The following is a 17,677-nucleotide window of genomic DNA, read 5'->3' as shown; positions in this document are numbered from 1 at the left end:
CCCAGGTCACCGTGCGCACGCTCCGTGGTCGCGCTCACCGAGCGTGGCGATCACAGCCGGTGAAGAGCGGTGGGCTCGGCGCGTCCCGGCGTACCCGTGCTGTCACAATCTCGGGATGAGTCATCAGCTACTGGTCGCAGACGTGCTGGCGCGGGTCGAGGCGGTCCGTGAGGACATGGTCGACGTACGGCGCGATCTGCACGCGCACCCGGAGCTCGGGTGGCACGAGGTGCGGACGACCGAACTGCTCGAGAAGCGGCTCATCGAGGCCGGGCTGTCGCCGCGGGTGCTGCCGACCGGGACCGGGCTGATCTGCGACATCGGGTCCGGCGACACCTGCGTCGCGCTGCGCGCCGACATCGACGCCCTGCCGGTGCCGGACGGCGTGGAGGCGCCGTGGCGGTCGACCCTCGACGGGGTGGCTCACGCGTGCGGTCACGACGTACACACCTCCGCGCTGCTCGGTGCGGCGCTCGTACTGGCCGGGATGGCGCGCGACGGGAACCTCGACCGGCGGGTCCGTGTCATCTTCCAGCCCGCCGAGGAGGTCATGCCCGGTGGTGCGCTCGGGGTGATCGCGGCGGGCGGTCTGGACGGCGTACGGCGGATCTACGGTCTGCACTGCGATCCGCGGCTGCAGGTGGGCCAGGTCGGCCTGCGCGTCGGCGCACTGACCGCTGCCGCCGACCGGCTGCTCGTCCGGCTCACCGGCCCCGGCGGCCACACCTCCCGGCCGCACCTCACCGCCGACCTGGTCTACGCGCTGGCGACCCTGGTCTCGGAGCTCCCCGCTGCGCTCTCCCGCCGCGTCGACCCCCGCGCCGGCATGTCCCTCGTCTGGGGCCGCATCACGTCCGGCTCCGCCGCCAACGCGATCCCGTCCCGCGGCGAGGCCGAAGGCACCCTGCGCTGCCTCGACGTCAACGCGTGGCGACTCGCCGAGGAACTCATCCCGTCACTGGCCGCCCAGATCGTCGCGCCGTACGGCGTCGAGGTCGACACCGAGGTCACCCGCGGCGTACCGCCCGTGATGAACGACGCCCACGCGATCAACGTCCTGCAGAACGCCGTCCACCAAACCCTCGGCTCCAGCGCCATCGCCCCCACCGACCAGAGCCTCGGCGGCGAAGACTTCGCCTGGTACCTCGATGACGTCCCCGGCGCCATGGCCCGCCTAGGCGTCCGCCCACCCACCCAAGAAACCGCCCCCGACCTCCACACCCCCGGCTTCGACCCCTCCGAAGAAGCCATCACCGTAGGCACCACCCTCCTAACCACCACCGCCCTCCTCGACTGAGCGTCGCTCCCCGGGCGGCACAAGAGGGGTTATCCCCTCGGCGTGGGGGTTCTCCGCTGGTGTGCGAGGGGAGAACCCCCAACACGAGGGGATATCCATTCCTGTGCCGCGACACCCACCGACCCGTGACAGCACCCGGCGCCACCGCACCAGCTCAGCACCACCCCACGCGCACCCCGCCGAAGGCGGCAACCAAACAGCCGCCGCGGAGCGGTGTCGGTTAGAAGGTGTCGGCGGGGATGTAGATGCCCCAGACTTCTCGGAGGGTGTTGCAGACTTCGCCTACGGTGGCTCGGGCTTTTAGGGCTTGTTTCATGGGGTGGAGGCAGTTGTCGTTGCCCTCGGCAGCTTTTTTGAGGGCGGTCAGGGCCTCGTCGACCGCGGTCTGGTCGCGGGTGGCTCGGAGGGTGGCGAGGCGGGCAACCTGCTGGGCTTCGATGGCGGGGTCGACGCGCAGCGGTTCGTACGGCTCCTCGTCCGTGATCTTGAACTTGTTCATCCCGACGACCACCCGCTCGACGGAGTCGATCTCCTGCGCGATCTGGTACGCCGAACGCTCGATCTCCTGTTTCTGGTACCCCTTCTCGATCGCCGCGACCGCCCCGCCGTACTCCTCCACCTGCTCCATCAACGCGACCGCCGCCTCCTCGACCTCGTCGGTGAGCGACTCGACAACATACGAGCCGGCGAACGGGTCGACCGTCGCCGTGACGTCGGTCTCGTAGGCGAGGACCTGCTGCGTACGCAGCGCGAGGCGGGCCGCCTTCTCGGTCGGGAGCGCGATCGCCTCGTCGTACGAGTTCGTGTGCAGCGACTGGGTCCCACCGAGTACGGCGGCCAACCCCTGGATCGCGACCCGTACCAGGTTCACCTCGGGCTGCTGCGCGGTCAGCTGCACCCCGGCCGTCTGGGTGTGGAACCGCAGCATCAACGACTTGGGGTTCTCGGCACCAAAGGTATCCCGCATCACCCGCGCCCAGATCCGCCGTGCCGCCCGGAACTTCGCGACCTCCTCGAGCAACGTCGTCCGCGCGACGAAGAAGAACGAGAGACGCGGCGCGAACTCGTCCACGTCCAACCCGGAGGCGACCGCGGCGCGGACGTACTCGATGCCGTTCGCGAGCGTGAACGCGATCTCCTGCGCGGGCGTCGCCCCGGCCTCGGCCATGTGGTAGCCGGAGATCGAGATCGTGTTCCAGCGCGGCAGCTCCGTCTGGCAATAGGCGAAGATGTCCGAGATCAGCCGCAACGACTCCTTCGGCGGGTAGATGTAGGTGCCGCGGGCGATGTACTCCTTCAGTACGTCGTTCTGGATCGTGCCGGTGAGCTTGTCACCGGAGACGCCCTGCTCCTCGGCGACCAACTGGTAGAGCAGCAAAAGCACCGACCCGGGCGCGTTGATCGTCATCGAGGTGGACACCTGGTCCAGCGGGATCTTGTCGAACAGCACCCGCATGTCGTCGATCGAGTCGATCGCCACCCCGACCTTGCCGACCTCGCCGTGCGCGATCGGGGCGTCGGAGTCGTACCCCATCTGGGTCGGCAGGTCGAACGCGACCGACAGTCCCATGGTCCCGTGGTCGATCAGCTGGTGGTACCGCTGGTTCGACTCGGCCGCGGTCCCGAACCCGGCGTACTGCCGCATCGTCCACGGCCGCTGGGTGTACATCGTCGGGTACACGCCGCGGGTGTACGGGAACTGCCCCGGCTCCCCCAGCTTCGCCCCGGCGTCGAACCCGTCCAGCGGCCCGTACACCGGCGCGAACTCGAACCCCGACTCGCTCCGATGACTCATCCTCCAACCGTAGGCCGAACCACACTCCCACTGGTATGCACAGCCCGGGTGAGATCGAGCACGCCAGGTGATTGGAGACCACGGGCTGTTGACTTGTGACTTGGGTCACAGGAGGCTGCGTCACAGTATGCACCGTCGACCGGGGAGGGGCGACATGCGTAGATCTCCTGTTCTCATCACAGGACTAGCAGTACTGGCAGTCGTAGCGGGGGCGCTGGCCGCAGGGCCGGCAGCGACCGCAGCACCAGGGCCGGGGGGTGACGGCCTGGAGGTCTACGTCGGCGAACTGGATCCGCAGCAACTGCAGAAGCTGGCGGACATCGGCGTGGATCGCGAGGGCCTGACCACCGGACGGACCGCCGACGGCAAGGCCAAGGTCGAAGTCGTCATCACCGACCGGCAGGCCGACAAGCTCCGTTCCGACGGCGTCGACCTGAAGGTCAAGCAGGTGAAGGGCCGCGACGCCTCGGACGAGGCCGCCCGGCTCGCACTGGCCGGCCCGACGGTGTTCCGCCCTTACAGCGGCGCCGGTGGGCTCGCCGAGGAGCTGAGCACGACAGCGGCCGCCAATCCGGCGCTGGCCAAGTTGGTCCGGGTCGGTACGACGGTGCAGGGCAAGCCGATGCTCGCCGTCAAGGTGACCAAGAACGCCCGTCAGTCCAAGGACGGTACGCGTCCGTCGGTGCTGTACATGGGCGCCCAGCACGCGCGCGAGTGGATCACCCCCGAGATGGTCCGCCGGCTGCTCCACCACGTCCTCGACAACTACGGCAGCAACGCCGAGATCACCAAGCTGGTCAACACCACCGAACTGTGGTTCATGCCGGTCGCCAACCCCGACGGCTACGACTACACGTTCACCGGGGACCGGCTGTGGCGGAAGAACCTCCGCGACAACAACGGCGACGGGACCATCGCCCCCGGCGACGGCGTCGACCTGAACCGCAACCTCGCGACCAAGTGGGGTTACGACAACGAGGGCTCGTCCCCCGATCCGATCAGTGACACCTACCGCGGCAGCGGCCCGAACTCCGAGCCGGAGACCAAGGCCCTCGACGGCCTGTTCAACCGGGTCCGCTTCACCGAGCTGATCAACTACCACTCGGCCGCGCAGCTCATTCTGTACGGCGTCGGCTGGCAGGTCAGCACGCCTTCGCCGGATGACGTCATCTCCGCGGCGATGGCCGGCGACGACGCGAACCCGGCTGTCCCGGGCTACGACCCGGACATCTCCGCCGAGCTCTACACCACCAACGGCGAGACCGACGGGCACGCGACGAACAGGTACGGCACGCTCGCGTTCACGCCGGAGATGTCGACCTGCCAGAGCGCGTCGGCCGTGGATCCCAACGACCAGTGGAAGCCCGAGGACTGCATCAGCGTCTTCACGTTCCCCGACGACGAGACCCTGATCCAGGCCGAGTTCGCCAAGAACATCCCGTTCGCGCTGTCGGTCGCGAAGTCCTCGCACGATCCCGACGACCCGGTGTCCGTGGTCGGCGCGACGGCCGCCGATCTGGTCGCCGACCCGTTCGAGGTCTCGTACGGAACCACCCAGCCGGTCGCGGTGACGGCCAAGCGGGCGTTGAAGAACCTGCAGCTCAACTACAAGGTCAACGGCGGCCGCACGGTCAGTGACAAGGTGTCGGAGTGGAAGGGCGGGGAGCGCTACGGCAACTCCGACGACCACTACTACGCCGAGTTCCGCGGCACGGTACGACGTACCAAACCTGGCGACTCGGTCGAGGTCTGGTTCAGCGGCTTCAAGCCCGGCAAGGGCGCGGTCGCCAGCGATCACTTCACCTACAAGGTGTCGACCGATATCGGCGGGAAGGTGCTGATCCTGGCCGCCGAGGACACGACCGGCCTCAGCCCGGCCCAGGGCGTCGCCACCGCCAAGTACGCCGACGAGTACGCCGCAGCGCTCGCCGCGAGCGGGATCTCCTCGGACGTGTACGACGTGGACGCGAACAACCGGACCGCGCCGCACCACCTCGGCGTTCTCTCGCACTACAAGGCGGTCGTGTGGGAGACCGGCGACGACATCATCACGCGCGAGGTCGGCCAGGTCGCAGGTACGGCGGCCGAACTGGCCCTCGACCTCGAGCTGTCCGTCCGCGACTACCTCAACGAGGGCGGCAAGCTCCTGCACACCGGAAAGTACGCGAGCTACGCAAGCAGTCAGGACGGCGCGTACTGGTACAACCCGTTCGAGGAGCAGCAAGGTGAGTGCACCACGCCAACGCTGTATCCGTGCATCCAGCTGCTGAACGACTTCGAGCAGTACTGGCTGGGCGCCTACAGCTACGTCGACAACAGCGGTAGCGACCCGGACGGGAACCCGTTCCCGATCCTCGGGGTTTCCGGCGCCTTCAACGGGTACGCCGGAACTCTCAACGGCGGCGACTCGGCGAACAACCAGGACCACACGGCAGCGTTCGTCCTGACGTCGAGTGTGTTGCCCACGGCACAGTTCCCGCAGTTCGCGAGCTCGGCGCCCCTGAAGTGGGATCGGCCCGGCTCTGCGCCGTTCGAGCCGGTCACGGGTTCGCAGTACGTGTACAGCCAGCGGGGCGACATCAGCTACAAACGGCTGACCCGCACCGTGGATCTGGCCAGTGTGACCGCCGCGGACCAGCCGTCCTTGGCGTTCAAGTTCTCCTACGACACCGAGGCGGACTGGGACTACGTCTTCGTCGAGGCCCACACCGTCGGTCAGGACGACTGGACGACGCTGCCGGACCTGAACGGCCACACGGCACAGGACACCGGCCAGAGCTGCCCGGCCGGATGGGTCGCGGCTCTGCATCCACAGCTCGGGCACTACCAGGGCACCGACTGCTCACCGGTCGGCACCACCGGAATCTGGAACGCGGCAACCGGTTCCAGCGCGGGCTGGCAGGACTGGAAGGTCGATCTCGCGCCGTACGCCGGGAAGCAGGTCGAACTCTCGATCAGCTACGTCAGTGACTGGGGAACCCAGGGCCTCGGCGCGTTCGTCGACGACACGACGGTCACGGCCGGCACGACCGTGACGACGTCGTTCGAGACCGACCTCGGCGGCTGGGCCGTGGCCGGTCCGCCACCTGGCTCGGCGGCGAACCCGAACGACTGGATCCGCACCACCACCGCCTTCCTCGAAGGAGCCGGCGTCACGACCAGAGACACCGTGTACGTCGGATTCGGCACCGAAGGCCTGACCACGCAGGCGATGCGCAACGACCTGGTCCGCCGGTCGATGATTCACCTGTTCAGTACGCCGTAGCCGATCGGCCGCCCTGGTCTCCACGGCCAGGGCGGCCGGTTCCTACCAGCGGAACGCGAGTGTCTCGGCCGGCAGCCGCTCACGCACGTCGCACACCAGGTCGGTCAGCGTGTCGGCCAGTTCCTGGTCGGCGAGACGGCCATGGGTCATCACGCACAGCTGCGCGCGATAGTTCTCGCCCTTGCAGACGAGCATCGCGCGGAGCGCCCGCGGATCGTTGGCGAGGAAGTCGGTGAACTGCGGGGTGAACAGCACCTTGGCGAAATCGGGCTGCGGCGTGCCCGTGGCGAACAGTTCGTCGTACGCCGGATCGCCGGTCAGGTACTCGTCGTCGAACCGCGGCCTCACCCCGGATGGCACCAGCGCCTTCGAGGCCGACACACAGACCGGCCACACCCAGGGCACATCGATCTTGACCACGATCGCCCAGTTCTTCTGCTGCCACATCTCCGACACATGCTCGTACCGCTCGATCTGGTGACCGCGGTACTCGAGCTTCTGCAGGAACGCGATCGCCCCGGACGGCGGCTCACCGAGGAGTTCGGGCGGCATCGTCGAGATCGGACCGTCGCCAGGCGATCCGCCTTCGAGCGCGAACGCGGGGATCAGCTCCAGCAGGCGCGCCGTGAACTCGGCCAGCTCACGAAGGACCTTGGCATCGGTCACCTTCCCTTCCCGCCAGACGACCAGCATCGGCCCCTCGATCCGGAACGTCGGCGCCGCCGGGTCGTCCAGCAGCAGTTCCATCACCCGCGGGTTCACCACGTCGTGCGCGAACTTCAGGTCCGCACCCTCCACCCGGAACGCCTCGTTGAACCGGCCGCTCTCGAAGTCGATACCTCCACCGAGCGCGGAACGCCGTACGGACAGAGCGGGTAACGCGGTCGGCAGCTCGACCACCGCCGCCGCGCACACTCCGCTGCGGAGGCCGCTCGCACCGGTCTCCTTGCCCTGCGGCAGGTCCGGCGCGTGGTACCAGCTGAACTGCATCAGCAGCGCAGGCCGGCCCGCGATCGTGCTTCCGGACAGCAGGTCCTGGACGTCGTGGCTGGTCCCCTCGTCGAACGGCGCGCCGTGGAAGCGATCGAGGAGCCCGTCGGTCCCGTTCGTGTATCGCCAACCGTTCCGCGTGCCCCACCAGCTGATCGACGCCTTGCCCTGGTTCCGGTCGACCGCCCGTCCGGCCCACCACCACAGCGCGGCGAACCCGATCACCCCCGAACCCACGATCAGCACCGCGACAACGACCCCCAGATTTCGCATGCGACTAACCAAGCACAGCCCGGTGGCAACCTGAAGGACACTTCAAGGCCCCGCACCTGTCGACAGGGCCTCGACGCGGTGTCACGGACGCGTCGCCCAGAGTTCATGGTCGGTGAGGAACCTTCGAAGTGTGCGAATCGTGATGGTGGCCGAGACCTTCCTGCCGCAGATCAATGGCGTGGCGAACACGGCTCGCCACGTCGCCGACCGGCTGCGTGCCCGCGGGCACGACCTGCTGATCATCGCCCCCGGACCGGGTCCCGACAGCTACGGTGACGTCCCGGTGCTCCGCGCCCGGAGTTTCCGTACGCCGGGTTACAAGGAGTACCCGGTCGGTCTGCCGGACCCGTCGATCGAGCGGGCGATGGCCGACTTCCGGCCCGACCTGGTGCATCTCGCCTCGCCGTTCATCATCGGCGCGTACGGGCTGCGGGCGGCCCGCAAGCTCGGCGTACCGACGGTCGCGATCTTCCAGACCGATATCGCCGGCTTCGCCCGCCAGTACCCCTGGTACGCCGCCGCGGACCGCGGGATCTGGCGCTGGGTGACCCGTACGCACTCCCGCGCCGACCGCACCCTCGCGCCGTCGACCTCGGCCGTCGACGCGCTGGTGCAGCGCGGCGTACCGCGGGTGCACCGCTGGGGCCGCGGCGTGAACCTCGACCTGTTCGACCCATCGAACCGTGACGAGCGGTGGCGCCGGGAGATCTCCCCGGACGGCCGGCCGATCGTCGGGTACGTCGGCCGGCTGGCGGCTGAGAAGAAGGTCCGGCGACTCGCCGAGCTGACCGACCTGGACTGCCGGATCGTGATCGTCGGCGACGGCCCGGACCGCGCCGCCCTGGAACACGCGTTGCCGACGGCAACCTTCCTCGGGATGCGCCGGGGCGCCGACCTGGCGTCGATCTTCGCCGGGCTGGACGTGTTCGTGCACACCGGTGAGCACGAGACGTTCTGCCAGACGATCCAGGAGGCGCAGGCCTCCGGCGTCGCGACCGTCGGCCCGGCCGCGGGCGGACCGCTCGACCTGATCCACCCGGGCGAGAACGGCCTGCTGTTCGAGCCCGGCAAGCCCGGCTCGCTGCGATCCGCGGTGAAGACGCTTCTGGACCACCCGACGGCCCGCGGACGGATGGCCGCAAGCGGCCTGCAGCGCGTGCAGTCCCGCACCTGGCCGGCCGTCGTCGACGACCTCGTCGATCGCCACTACGCCGAAGTACTCCAAGAGGCCGCGGCCGTCCGGCGGGTGGCATGACGGGATTGCGCATCGCCCAGCTGGCCAACTTCGTCGGGCCGACGTCCGGTGGGATGCGGACCGCGATCGAGCACATCGGCCAGGGGTACGTCGAGGCCGGCGCCGAGCGGATCGTGATCACGCCGGGCGAGAAGGACTCCGTGGTCGAGACCGAGCTGGGCACGATCGTCCGGGTCAAGGCGCCGAAGGTGAGCGGCGGGTACCGGCTGATCACGACGCCGTGGACCGTGGTCGACGTACTGAAGCGGTTCCGGCCCACCACGGTCGAGATCTCCGACAAGTCGACGCTGCTCCCGGTGGCGCGCTGGGCCCGCAAGAACGACATCGGCACGGTCCTGTTCAGCCACGAGCGGCTGGACGCGATGCTCGCGCTCGGCGCAGCCCGTCCGGGTCAGCTCGGCGGCAACGACGTACTGCGTCCCGGCCGGATGCTCGGCGAGCGGCCGGTCAAATGGGGTGGCGACGGGGTCAAGTACAGCCAGCTCGGGATGGTCGCGACCGTCGCCGCGCTGTACAAGATCCTCGGCCGCACGTACGACGCCGTCGTGGTGACCTCGCGCTACGCCGCAGCCGAGTTCGACGAGGTGACGACACCGCTGGTCCGGATCCCGCTCGGGGTCGACCTCGACACGTTCCACCCGTCGCTGGGCGAACCGGTCGACGACGGCGTACTGAAGCTGGTGCACGCGGGCCGGCTGTCCCGCGAGAAGAGCCCGCATCTCGCGGTCGCCACCGCCGCCGAGCTGCACCGCCGCGGCGTGAACGTGCGGATGGACGTCTACGGCACCGGCCCGCACCTCGACGAGCTGATCGAGATCGCCGGGGACGCGCCCGTCACGTTCCACGGGTACGTCGACGGCCGCCGTACCCTCGCCAAGCACCTCGCCGAGGCCGACATCGCCCTGTCCGTCTGCCCCGGCGAGACCTTCGGCCTGGCCGTCCTAGAGGCCCTCGCCGCCGGCACCCCGGTCGTCACCGCCAACACCGGCGGCGCCCGCGAACTCGTCGACGAAACCTGCGGCCGCTGGGCCCCCGCCAACCCCGCAGCCCTCGCCGACGCCGTCCTCGCCCTGGCCGACCTCCCCCACCGCCGCCCGGCCGCCCGCCACCGCGCCGAGCTCTACAACTGGCAAACCTGCGTCGACCACATGCTCGCCCTCCACACCCGCCTCACCCAGTCCCGCCTCGCTGCGTAAGCGCATCGCCACAGCCCGCTGATCCCGCTTGCACGAAGTGGCAACAGGGTTGCGGTCAGGCCCGGTAAAGCTGTACTTCTTTCCCTTTCGCCGGTGCCACTCGGGGTGCGCCGGAGTCCCCATGCCCTGGAGATTCAATGCGCCGCGCCCTGAAACCCGCCCTGGCCGCTGCCCTGGCAGCGATCACCCTCCCCTTCCTCGCCCACGCAGCCTTCGGCGACGAAACCACCGTCACCGCCCCCACCGCCCAGGTCTTCCCCACCCGCACCGGCATCGGCGTCACCTGGAACGCCGTCGACGCGTCGAACTACCGCGTCGAGCGCAAGGAGGGCAGCGCTGACTGGGGTAACGTCAGCGGCCCGCTGAGCGCCGACACCGTCAGCTGGGTCGACGACATCATCGCCCCCGGGACCACGGCCTCGTACCGAGTCGTCGCGACCACCGACGCCGAGGCCGCCACCAGCGCCCCGGTCACGACCACCCGCAACACCACGACACCGGCCGTCGGCGACATCGACCGGTTCGCTCTCGACGTGGACCCCGGCGGCACCTGGCTGCACGACGAGAGCACCGACGCGGTCACGGTCTCCGCACCGTCCGGCGGATCTCGCACGCTGTCCGCGGGCACGATGAAGCTGCGGCTTCCCGCGTTCATCACCGGCCCGGGCAACTACACGCTCCAGCCGTCGGAGCTCGAGTTCAGGCAGGGCGACCACAGCTGCAGCGCGAGCGGGTACCTTTCGGTCACCGCCGTCGCCTACACCGCCACGCTCGAGCTCGACACGCTCGCCGCCAGTCTGCGCATGTACGACTGCGGCAACAGTCCGGTCGTCAGAGCGATCGACCTGCGCTACCACAGCACTTCCGGATACCAGGCGCTGTCCGTCACCCCGGAGCAGTACGACTACGGCAAGGTCAAGTACAGCGTGGCCGCGGACGCCTCGTTCGTCGTCAAGAACACGGGAACCGACCCTGTCCGGATCGACGGGGTCAGCCTGACCCACGTGAGCTTTCCCTTCCGGTTCAATCCGGACGCGCCGCACGATTGCCGGCAGACATTGCAGCCTGCGGCGACCTGCACCGTGAGCGTGCAGTTCCTGCCCATGTCGATCGGCCCGGAATCGGACACCCTGACCATCACGGACTCCACCTCCTTGGGACGGCACACGGTCGCCCTTAAAGGTGAAGGCATCGCCGTGGCCGCTGCCCAGAACGTGGCGGTGCAATCGACGTACAACGGTCATACGGTGAACTGGCGGTCGCAGCAGACCGCAGGTGGTACGGCGGTTCGCGGGTACAACCTGCACAAGTATCTGAACGGCGCGGAGACCGTGCAGTGGTTCCCCGTGAAGGAGTCGACGGACGACTTCGTCTTCGTCGAGCCCCGCACCGTTCCCGGGACCGAGTACGGCGTCTCGCTCGTGAACGAAGTCGGCGAGGGACCGGTCAGTCCGCGCCTGCCCGTCCCACGGGCGATCGAGCAGGTGGTGGTCACCCAGGGCGAGGCGGACAGCCGGGACCTGGCCGCCGCGGACCAGTTCGGCCATGTCGTGCCGTTCCCGCCGGATCCGAACTCGGTCAAGGCGAAGCAAGCCGTCACCACCTCTCCGGACGGGCAGTCGCTTGCGTACGTCAGCGGCACCACGGAGCGTGTTCTGTGGACGCAGAGGGTGACGCAAGGCGACATCGGCGTACCGGTCAAGCTGTGGACTTCCACGGTGCCGGTCACCCACCTGGCGTGGTCGCCGGACGGCACCCGCATCGCGTTCCAGGCCCCCGAAAACGGCACCCCGTGCGTGTTTCTGATCGCGGCCACCGGCGGTACGCCGCTGAAGGTCGCCTGCCAGGTGTCCAGCCCGAGCTGGACGACGGACGCCCGCACGTTGGTGGTGTCGGACCACCGCAGCACGCCGAGCAGGCTCGCGACGATCGCGGCAGCGGCCGGCGGCGCCCGGGTCACGACACTGGCGCAAACGGCCGAGGTGGCGGACGGCCGGCCGGTTCGCGCCTCGGCCGACGGCCGGTACGTCGCCTTCGGGGACGGCTCCACGGTGCGACTGGCCGGGACGACGGAGCGCCGGAGCCCGTCGCTCGACTCGGAGGTACGTGCCATCGCCTGGGCAGGCGCCGAGCGGATCGTGGCGTTGACCGCCAGCGGCCGTGTCTACCAGCTCGGGGTGAACGGCGGCGATCCGTACATGCTCAACGAGTTGGCCAGGGAGCCGAACACGCAGCGGGGTGACGTCACCTGGCAGCACCCGGGGGTGACGATCAAGCCCACGGCGGCGGTGATGGGACCGAACATCTCCATTCCGTTCGACACCTCGGCCTTCCCGGCCGGCACCACCTTCACGTGCGAGGTGAAGGGATCGTATGTGCCGGCCAAACGGTGCACCTCGCCGTTCACGGGGACCGAACTGCGATCCGGGAACTACCAGGTCGTTATCGGCGGGGCGTACCGGGACATCACCGTCGACGCGGACGGACCGGTGGCGCGGATGACGGGGCCGAACTACCAGTCCTCGGTGGCTGCGACGGCGACTCTGACGGTGTCGGCGACGGATCCCAACGGTGTCGCGTCGTACGACGTGCAGTACCGGCGCGCCACGTCTGCCGGGGAGTACGGCGTCCCTGTGCAGGTGTGGACGAACACGACCGCCACGTCGATGAACCTCGCGGTCGCGGCCGGGTACGAGTACTGCGTTTCGGTGCGGGCCAAGGACAAGCTCGGGAACCTCGGGCAGTGGAGTGCGGAGCGGTGTTTCTCGCGGCCGTTGGACGATCGGTCGTTGTCGCTGGCAACGGCCGGGTGGACGCGGGCGACCGGGTCGACGTTCTACTACGGGACCACGACGCAGACGACGGCCTACGGGAAGGCGCTGACCCGGGCCGTGCAGGGGAAGCGGTTCTTCCTGGTGGCGACGCGGTGTCCGACGTGTGGGTCGGTTGCGGTGTATGCGGGGAACACCTTGCTGACCACCGTGAACCTGGCCTACCCGACGACGCACAAGCAGGTGCTGCTCGGGCTGCCGGTGCAGAGCACGCTGTTCAGCGGCACCCTCAAGTTCGTCAGCGCGTCCACCGGCAAGCTCGTCCAGATCGACGGGCTCGCGGTCGGGCGGACCTGACGGACCGGCAGGTCGACAGGAGGTGTCGCTCAGCCGGGCGCCAGGGAGCGCCTGGCTGAGCGTGGCTATTTGGCCAGTGGACGTATACGTACTGTCGACCTGCCGGGTCAGGTCAGGTGGTCGTAGTCGCCGCGGGTCCAGGCGGCGTGGCGGTCGGCGGAGCGGCGTACTACGGACTTGGCGTCTACCGGGATGACCGAGCCGAAGTTGTTGTAGAGGCGGTCGTACTCGAAGGGGTCCAGGGAGCGGGCCACGCGGTCGACGACCGCGCCGGACAGCGGGATGCGGTTCGGGTAGCTGCGCATGAAGCTGACCGAGGTGCGGTCGGGGTTGGCGAAGATGGTGTCGCCGGACAGGATCACTCCCTTGCCGTCGGCACCGTTCGCCCAGTGCACGACCGCGCTGCCCGGGAAGTGGCCGCCGGGCTGGATGACGGTCACTCCCGGTAGCGGTGTGAGCTCACCGGACCAGGTCTGGATCACCGCGTCGGGACGCGCGACCCACTCCTTGTCGGGCTCCGAGACGTACACCGGTACGTCGCCCAGGCGGTGGCTCCACTCGACCTGGACGCCGTACATGTGCGGGTGGCTCGCGATGATCGCCACCACGTCGCCGAGGTCCCGGATCCGGCGTACGGCGTCGTCGTCCAGATACCCGATCGGGTCCCAGAGCAGGTTGCCCTCGGCGGTTGTCAGCAGCATCGACTGCTGCCCGATCCCCACCGGCGGCTTCGAGCGGACGCCGTACAGGCCGGGCTCGACCTCGTCGACGGTGACCTCGGTGCCGGCCGCGGCCAGCTCCTCGAGCGTCGTCCACTGCTGCCCTTCGGCGGGCACCCACTGCCGCTCGTCCTCGCAGATCAAGCACACCTCGACCTGCTCCGCGTGCTCGACCGCACAGGTCGCACAGATCCAGAAACTCACCGTGTGTTCTCCCCTCGATCCCGGCACCGACGCGACCGATCTCACACGGATCGCGACCGATGTCACATCTGTCAGGACATTTCACCTCAACCAGCGGGTCTAGCATCAAGACGATTCTGTGAACTCGTCGAGGAGGATCTGGTGCCCAGCAAACCAGCCGGCACGCTCTACCGCGGCCGGGAGGGCATGTGGTCGTGGGTCGCGCACCGGATCACCGGTGTCGGGATCTTCTTCTTCCTGCTGGTGCACGTGCTGGACACGGCCCTGGTGCGGGTCTCGCCGGAGGCCTACAACGAGGTCATCGGCACCTACAAGAACCCGATCGTCGGCCTGCTCGAGGTCGGTCTGGTGGCGGCGATCCTGTTCCACGCCTTCAACGGCGTCCGGCTGATCCTGGTGGACTTCTGGGCCAAGGGCCCGCGCTACCAGCGGCAGCTGATGATCGGGGTCGGCGTCGTCTGGGTGGTGCTGTTCGTACCGTTCGTCATCCGCCACCTCACACACGTCTTCGGAGGCTGAGATGTCCGAATCAGCTCCAGGGATCGCAGCCCCCAGGTCCAGCTCCCGCGCCCGCAAACTGAAGGGCGGCGGCCGGAACCGCTCCGGGCAGACCAACTTCGAGCTGTACAGCTGGCTGTTCATGAGGCTGTCCGGGCTCGCCCTCGTCATCCTGGTGCTCGGCCACCTGTTCGTGAACCTGATGCTCGGCGGCGGGATCACCGCGCTGGACTTCGGCTTCGTGGCCGGTAAGTGGGCCAACCCGCTGTGGCAGGTCTGGGACCTGCTGATGCTGTGGCTGGCGATGCTGCACGGCACCAACGGGCTGCGCACGATCATCAACGACTACGCCGAGAAGGACCAGACCCGGTTCTGGCTCAAGGCCTTGCTGATCACGGCCGCGATCGTGATCGTGGTCCTCGGCACCCTGGTGATCTTCACCTTCGACCCCTGCCTCGACCCCAACTCCACGTTGTCGGTCTGTAAATAAGTAAGGACGTCATGCAGGTCCATCAGTACGACGTAATCATCGTCGGCGCGGGCGGCGCGGGAATGCGCGCGGCCCTCGAGTCGAGCAAGCGGACCCGGACCGCCGTACTCACCAAGCTCTACCCGACCCGTTCGCACACCGGCGCCGCCCAGGGCGGGATGTGCGCCGCGCTGGCGAACGTCGAGGAGGACAACTGGGAGTGGCACACCTTCGACACGGTCAAGGGCGGTGACTTCCTGGTCGACCAGGACGCGGCCGAGGTGATGTGCCGCGAGGCGGTCGACGCGGTCCTCGACCTGGAGAAGATGGGCCTGCCGTTCAACCGGACGGCCGAGGGCAAGATCGACCAGCGGTTCTTCGGCGGTCACACGCGCAACCACGGCGAGGCCGTCGTACGGCGTTCCTGCTTCGCGGCCGACCGTACCGGTCACATGATCCTGCAGACGCTGTACCAGCAGTGCATCAAGCAGAACGTCGAGTTCTTCAATGAGTACTACGTTCTCGACCTGCTGATGACCGACGGCAAGGCGAGCGGCGTGGTCGCCTACGAGTTGGCCACCGGCGAGCTGCATGTGTTCTCCGCGAAGTCGGTGATCTTCGCGTCCGGCGGTTTCGGCAAGGTCTTCCGGACGACGTCCAACGCGCACACGCTCACCGGCGACGGCATGGGCATCGTGTGGCGCAAGGGCCTGCCGCTGGAGGACATGGAGTTCTTCCAGTTCCACCCGACCGGCCTGGCGGGTCTCGGCGTACTGCTGTCGGAGGCGGCCCGTGGTGAGGGCGGCATCCTGCGGAACAAGGACAACGAGCGTTTCATGGAGCGGTACGCGCCGACCGTGAAGGACCTCGCGCCGCGGGACATGGTGGCCCGCGCGATGGCGAACGAGGTCCGCGAGGGCCGCGGCTGCGGTCCGGACGGCGCGTACGTGATGCTCGACCTGACCCACCTGGAGCCGGCGCACATCGACGCGAAGCTGCCGGACATCACCGAGTTCGCCCGGACCTACCTGGGTGTGGAGCCGTACACCGAGCAGATCCCGGTGTTCCCGACCGCGCACTACGCGATGGGCGGCATCCCGACCAACATCAAGGGCGAGGCGCTGGCCAACAACGACGACGTGATCCCGGGCCTGTACGCCGCCGGTGAGGTCGCCTGCGTTTCCGTGCACGGTGCGAACCGGCTGGGTACCAACTCGCTGCTCGACATCAACGTCTTCGGCCGCCGGGCCGGGATCGCGGCCGCGGAGTACGCCGCGACCGCCGCCTTCGAGGAGCTGCCGGAGGACCCATCGGCGTACGTCGTCGAGCTCGTCGAGGGGCTGCGCAACTCGACCGGTGACGAGCGGATCGCCGCGATCCGGTCCGACCTGCAGGCGACGATGGACCTGAACGCGCAGGTGTACCGCACCGAGGGCTCGCTGAAGCAGGCGCTCGTCGACATCTCGGCGCTGAAGCTCCGGTTCGGCAAGGTCGGCGTCCAGGACAAGGGCAAGCGGTTCAACACCGACCTGCTGGAGGCCGTCGAGCTCGGGTTCCTGCTCGATCTGGCCGAGGTGCTGGTGGTGTCCGCGCTGGAGCGCAAGGAGTCCCGCGGCGGGCACTTCCGCGAGGACTACGACAAGCGCGACGACGTCAACTTCATGCGGCACACGATGGCGTACCGCGAGGTCGATGCCGACGGCAACGAGACGATCCGGCTCGACTACAAGCCGGTCGTGCAGACCCGCTACAAGCCGATGGAGCGCAAGTACTGATGGACGTCAAGGTCAAGATCCTCCGGTACAACCCCGAGGTCGTCGACGAGGCCGAGTGGAAGACGTACTCCGTCACGCTGCAGCCGACCGACCGGGTGCTGGACGCGCTGCACAAGGTCAAGTGGGAGCAGGACGGCACGCTGACGTTCCGGCGGTCCTGCGCGCACGGTGTCTGCGGCTCGGACGCGATGCGGATCAACGGCCGGAACCGGCTGGCCTGCAAGACGCTGATCAAGGACCTGAACCCGGAGAAGGAGATCACCGTCGAGCCCATCAAGGGCCTGCCGGTGCTCAAGGACCTGGTCGTCGACATGGAGCCGTTCTTCGACGCGTACCGCTCGGTGATGCCGTTCCTGGTCACCAGCGGTCACGAGCCGACCCGGGAGCGGATCCAGTCGCAGGCCGACCGGGACCGGTTCGACGACACCACCAAGTGCATCCTGTGCGCCGCGTGTACGACGTCCTGCCCGGTGTTCTGGTCCGACGGCCAGTACTTCGGCCCGCAGGCGATCGTCGGCGCGCACCGGTTCATCTTCGACAGCCGCGACGAGGGCACCGAGCAGCGGCTGGAGATCCTGAACGACAAGGAAGGCGTCTGGCGCTGCCGGACCACCTTCAACTGCACCGACGCCTGCCCACGCGGCATCGAGGTCACCAAGGCGATCCAGGAAGTGAAGCGGGCGCTGATCTTCCGCCGAGTGTGAGCGTGCGCCTCTCCTCACGTAAGATTCCACCGCCGACCTGCCCCTGACTCGCAGGGGACACCTGTGCCTTGGGGGGTGACTGTGGAGCCGCGCCTGCGCGAGTTGTCCG

12 protein-coding genes are annotated in these 17,677 nt (G+C 68.5%); 9 read left to right on the top strand and 3 right to left on the bottom strand.

Going from position 1 to position 17,677, the window contains the following annotated elements:
* Window positions 1-115 precede the first annotated feature (115 nt).
* Window positions 116-1,297, top strand: a complete 1,182-nt coding sequence (locus E0H92_RS22480; RefSeq protein WP_131460312.1) for an amidohydrolase — start codon at window positions 116-118, stop codon at window positions 1,295-1,297.
* A gap of 220 nt (window positions 1,298-1,517) precedes the next feature.
* On the opposite strand, the gene E0H92_RS22475 is transcribed toward E0H92_RS22480, so the two are convergent.
* Window positions 1,518-3,092 (bottom strand): acyl-CoA mutase large subunit family protein, encoded by a 1,575-nt coding sequence (locus E0H92_RS22475; protein ID WP_131497628.1) that lies wholly within the window; start codon window positions 3,090-3,092, stop codon window positions 1,518-1,520.
* Window positions 3,093-3,246: 154 nt separating this feature from the next.
* Here E0H92_RS22475 and E0H92_RS22470 point away from each other — a divergent pair, with 154 nt between their 5' ends.
* Complete coding sequence (locus E0H92_RS22470) at window positions 3,247-6,357, top strand: M14 family metallopeptidase (protein ID WP_131497627.1); 3,111 nt, start codon at window positions 3,247-3,249, stop codon at window positions 6,355-6,357.
* A gap of 42 nt (window positions 6,358-6,399) precedes the next feature.
* Here E0H92_RS22470 and E0H92_RS22465 read toward each other — a convergent pair whose 3' ends face one another.
* Window positions 6,400-7,620: a hypothetical protein gene (locus E0H92_RS22465; RefSeq protein WP_131497626.1), complete on the bottom strand. Its 1,221-nt coding sequence runs from the start codon at window positions 7,618-7,620 to the stop codon at window positions 6,400-6,402.
* 130 nt (window positions 7,621-7,750) lie between these two features.
* On the opposite strand from E0H92_RS22465, the gene E0H92_RS22460 reads away from it, so the two are divergent.
* From E0H92_RS22460 to E0H92_RS22450, 3 genes are all read left to right on the top strand, one after another.
* Complete coding sequence (locus E0H92_RS22460; protein ID WP_202873769.1) at window positions 7,751-8,875, top strand: glycosyltransferase family 4 protein; 1,125 nt, start codon at window positions 7,751-7,753, stop codon at window positions 8,873-8,875.
* The gene (locus E0H92_RS22455; protein WP_131497625.1) at window positions 8,872-10,071 is read left to right on the top strand and encodes a glycosyltransferase; all 1,200 of its coding nucleotides are present in this window, start codon (window positions 8,872-8,874) and stop codon (window positions 10,069-10,071) included. The genes E0H92_RS22460 and E0H92_RS22455 overlap by 4 nt, the downstream gene beginning before the upstream one ends.
* 137 nt (window positions 10,072-10,208) lie before the next feature.
* Entirely contained in the window at window positions 10,209-13,199 is a 2,991-nt protein-coding gene (locus E0H92_RS22450; protein ID WP_131497624.1) for an Ig-like domain-containing protein, read from the top strand.
* A 107-nt stretch (window positions 13,200-13,306) separates the two neighbouring features.
* On the opposite strand, the gene E0H92_RS22445 is transcribed toward E0H92_RS22450, so the two are convergent.
* Window positions 13,307-14,122: an MBL fold metallo-hydrolase gene (locus E0H92_RS22445; protein ID WP_131497623.1), complete on the bottom strand. Its 816-nt coding sequence runs from the start codon at window positions 14,120-14,122 to the stop codon at window positions 13,307-13,309.
* 141 nt (window positions 14,123-14,263) lie between these two features.
* Here E0H92_RS22445 and sdhC point away from each other — a divergent pair, with 141 nt between their 5' ends.
* From sdhC to E0H92_RS22425, 4 genes are read left to right on the top strand one after another with little or no spacing between them, the layout of a single operon-like run.
* Window positions 14,264-14,641, top strand: a complete 378-nt coding sequence (gene sdhC, locus E0H92_RS22440; protein WP_131460319.1) for a succinate dehydrogenase, cytochrome b556 subunit — start codon at window positions 14,264-14,266, stop codon at window positions 14,639-14,641.
* 1 nt (window position 14,642) lies between these two features.
* On the top strand, window positions 14,643-15,110 hold the full coding sequence (locus E0H92_RS22435; RefSeq protein WP_131497622.1) for a succinate dehydrogenase hydrophobic membrane anchor subunit: 468 nt from the start codon (window positions 14,643-14,645) through the stop codon (window positions 15,108-15,110).
* Between the two features lie 11 nt (window positions 15,111-15,121).
* Complete coding sequence (sdhA, locus tag E0H92_RS22430; RefSeq protein ID WP_131460321.1) at window positions 15,122-16,864, top strand: succinate dehydrogenase flavoprotein subunit; 1,743 nt, start codon at window positions 15,122-15,124, stop codon at window positions 16,862-16,864.
* Complete coding sequence (locus tag E0H92_RS22425) at window positions 16,864-17,568, top strand: succinate dehydrogenase iron-sulfur subunit (RefSeq protein ID WP_131285930.1); 705 nt, start codon at window positions 16,864-16,866, stop codon at window positions 17,566-17,568. Before sdhA ends, E0H92_RS22425 begins: the two co-directional genes overlap by 1 nt.
* Window positions 17,569-17,677 lie beyond the last annotated feature (109 nt).

This window comes from Kribbella speibonae (assembly GCF_004331375.1).
GTDB lineage: Bacteria > Actinomycetota > Actinomycetes > Propionibacteriales > Kribbellaceae > Kribbella > Kribbella sindirgiensis.
The sequence above is the reverse complement of the archived record's forward strand: the minus strand, read 5'-3'. Positions and strand labels throughout refer to the sequence as shown.

What these genes read in the sequence shown, in the direction of transcription:
- E0H92_RS22480 (WP_131460312.1), top strand. Translation starts at nt 116, where the DNA reads ATGAGTCATCAGCTACTGGTCGCAGACGTGCTGGCGCGGGTCGAGGCG.
- E0H92_RS22475 (WP_131497628.1), bottom strand. Translation starts at nt 3,092, where the DNA reads ATGAGTCATCGGAGCGAGTCGGGGTTCGAGTTCGCGCCGGTGTACGGG.
- E0H92_RS22470 (WP_131497627.1), top strand. Translation starts at nt 3,247, where the DNA reads ATGCGTAGATCTCCTGTTCTCATCACAGGACTAGCAGTACTGGCAGTC.
- E0H92_RS22465 (WP_131497626.1), bottom strand. Translation starts at nt 7,620, where the DNA reads ATGCGAAATCTGGGGGTCGTTGTCGCGGTGCTGATCGTGGGTTCGGGG.
- E0H92_RS22455 (WP_131497625.1), top strand. Translation starts at nt 8,872, where the DNA reads ATGACGGGATTGCGCATCGCCCAGCTGGCCAACTTCGTCGGGCCGACG.
- E0H92_RS22450 (WP_131497624.1), top strand. Translation starts at nt 10,209, where the DNA reads ATGCGCCGCGCCCTGAAACCCGCCCTGGCCGCTGCCCTGGCAGCGATC.
- E0H92_RS22435 (WP_131497622.1), top strand. Translation starts at nt 14,643, where the DNA reads ATGTCCGAATCAGCTCCAGGGATCGCAGCCCCCAGGTCCAGCTCCCGC.
- sdhA (WP_131460321.1), top strand. Translation starts at nt 15,122, where the DNA reads ATGCAGGTCCATCAGTACGACGTAATCATCGTCGGCGCGGGCGGCGCG.
- E0H92_RS22425 (WP_131285930.1), top strand. Translation starts at nt 16,864, where the DNA reads ATGGACGTCAAGGTCAAGATCCTCCGGTACAACCCCGAGGTCGTCGAC.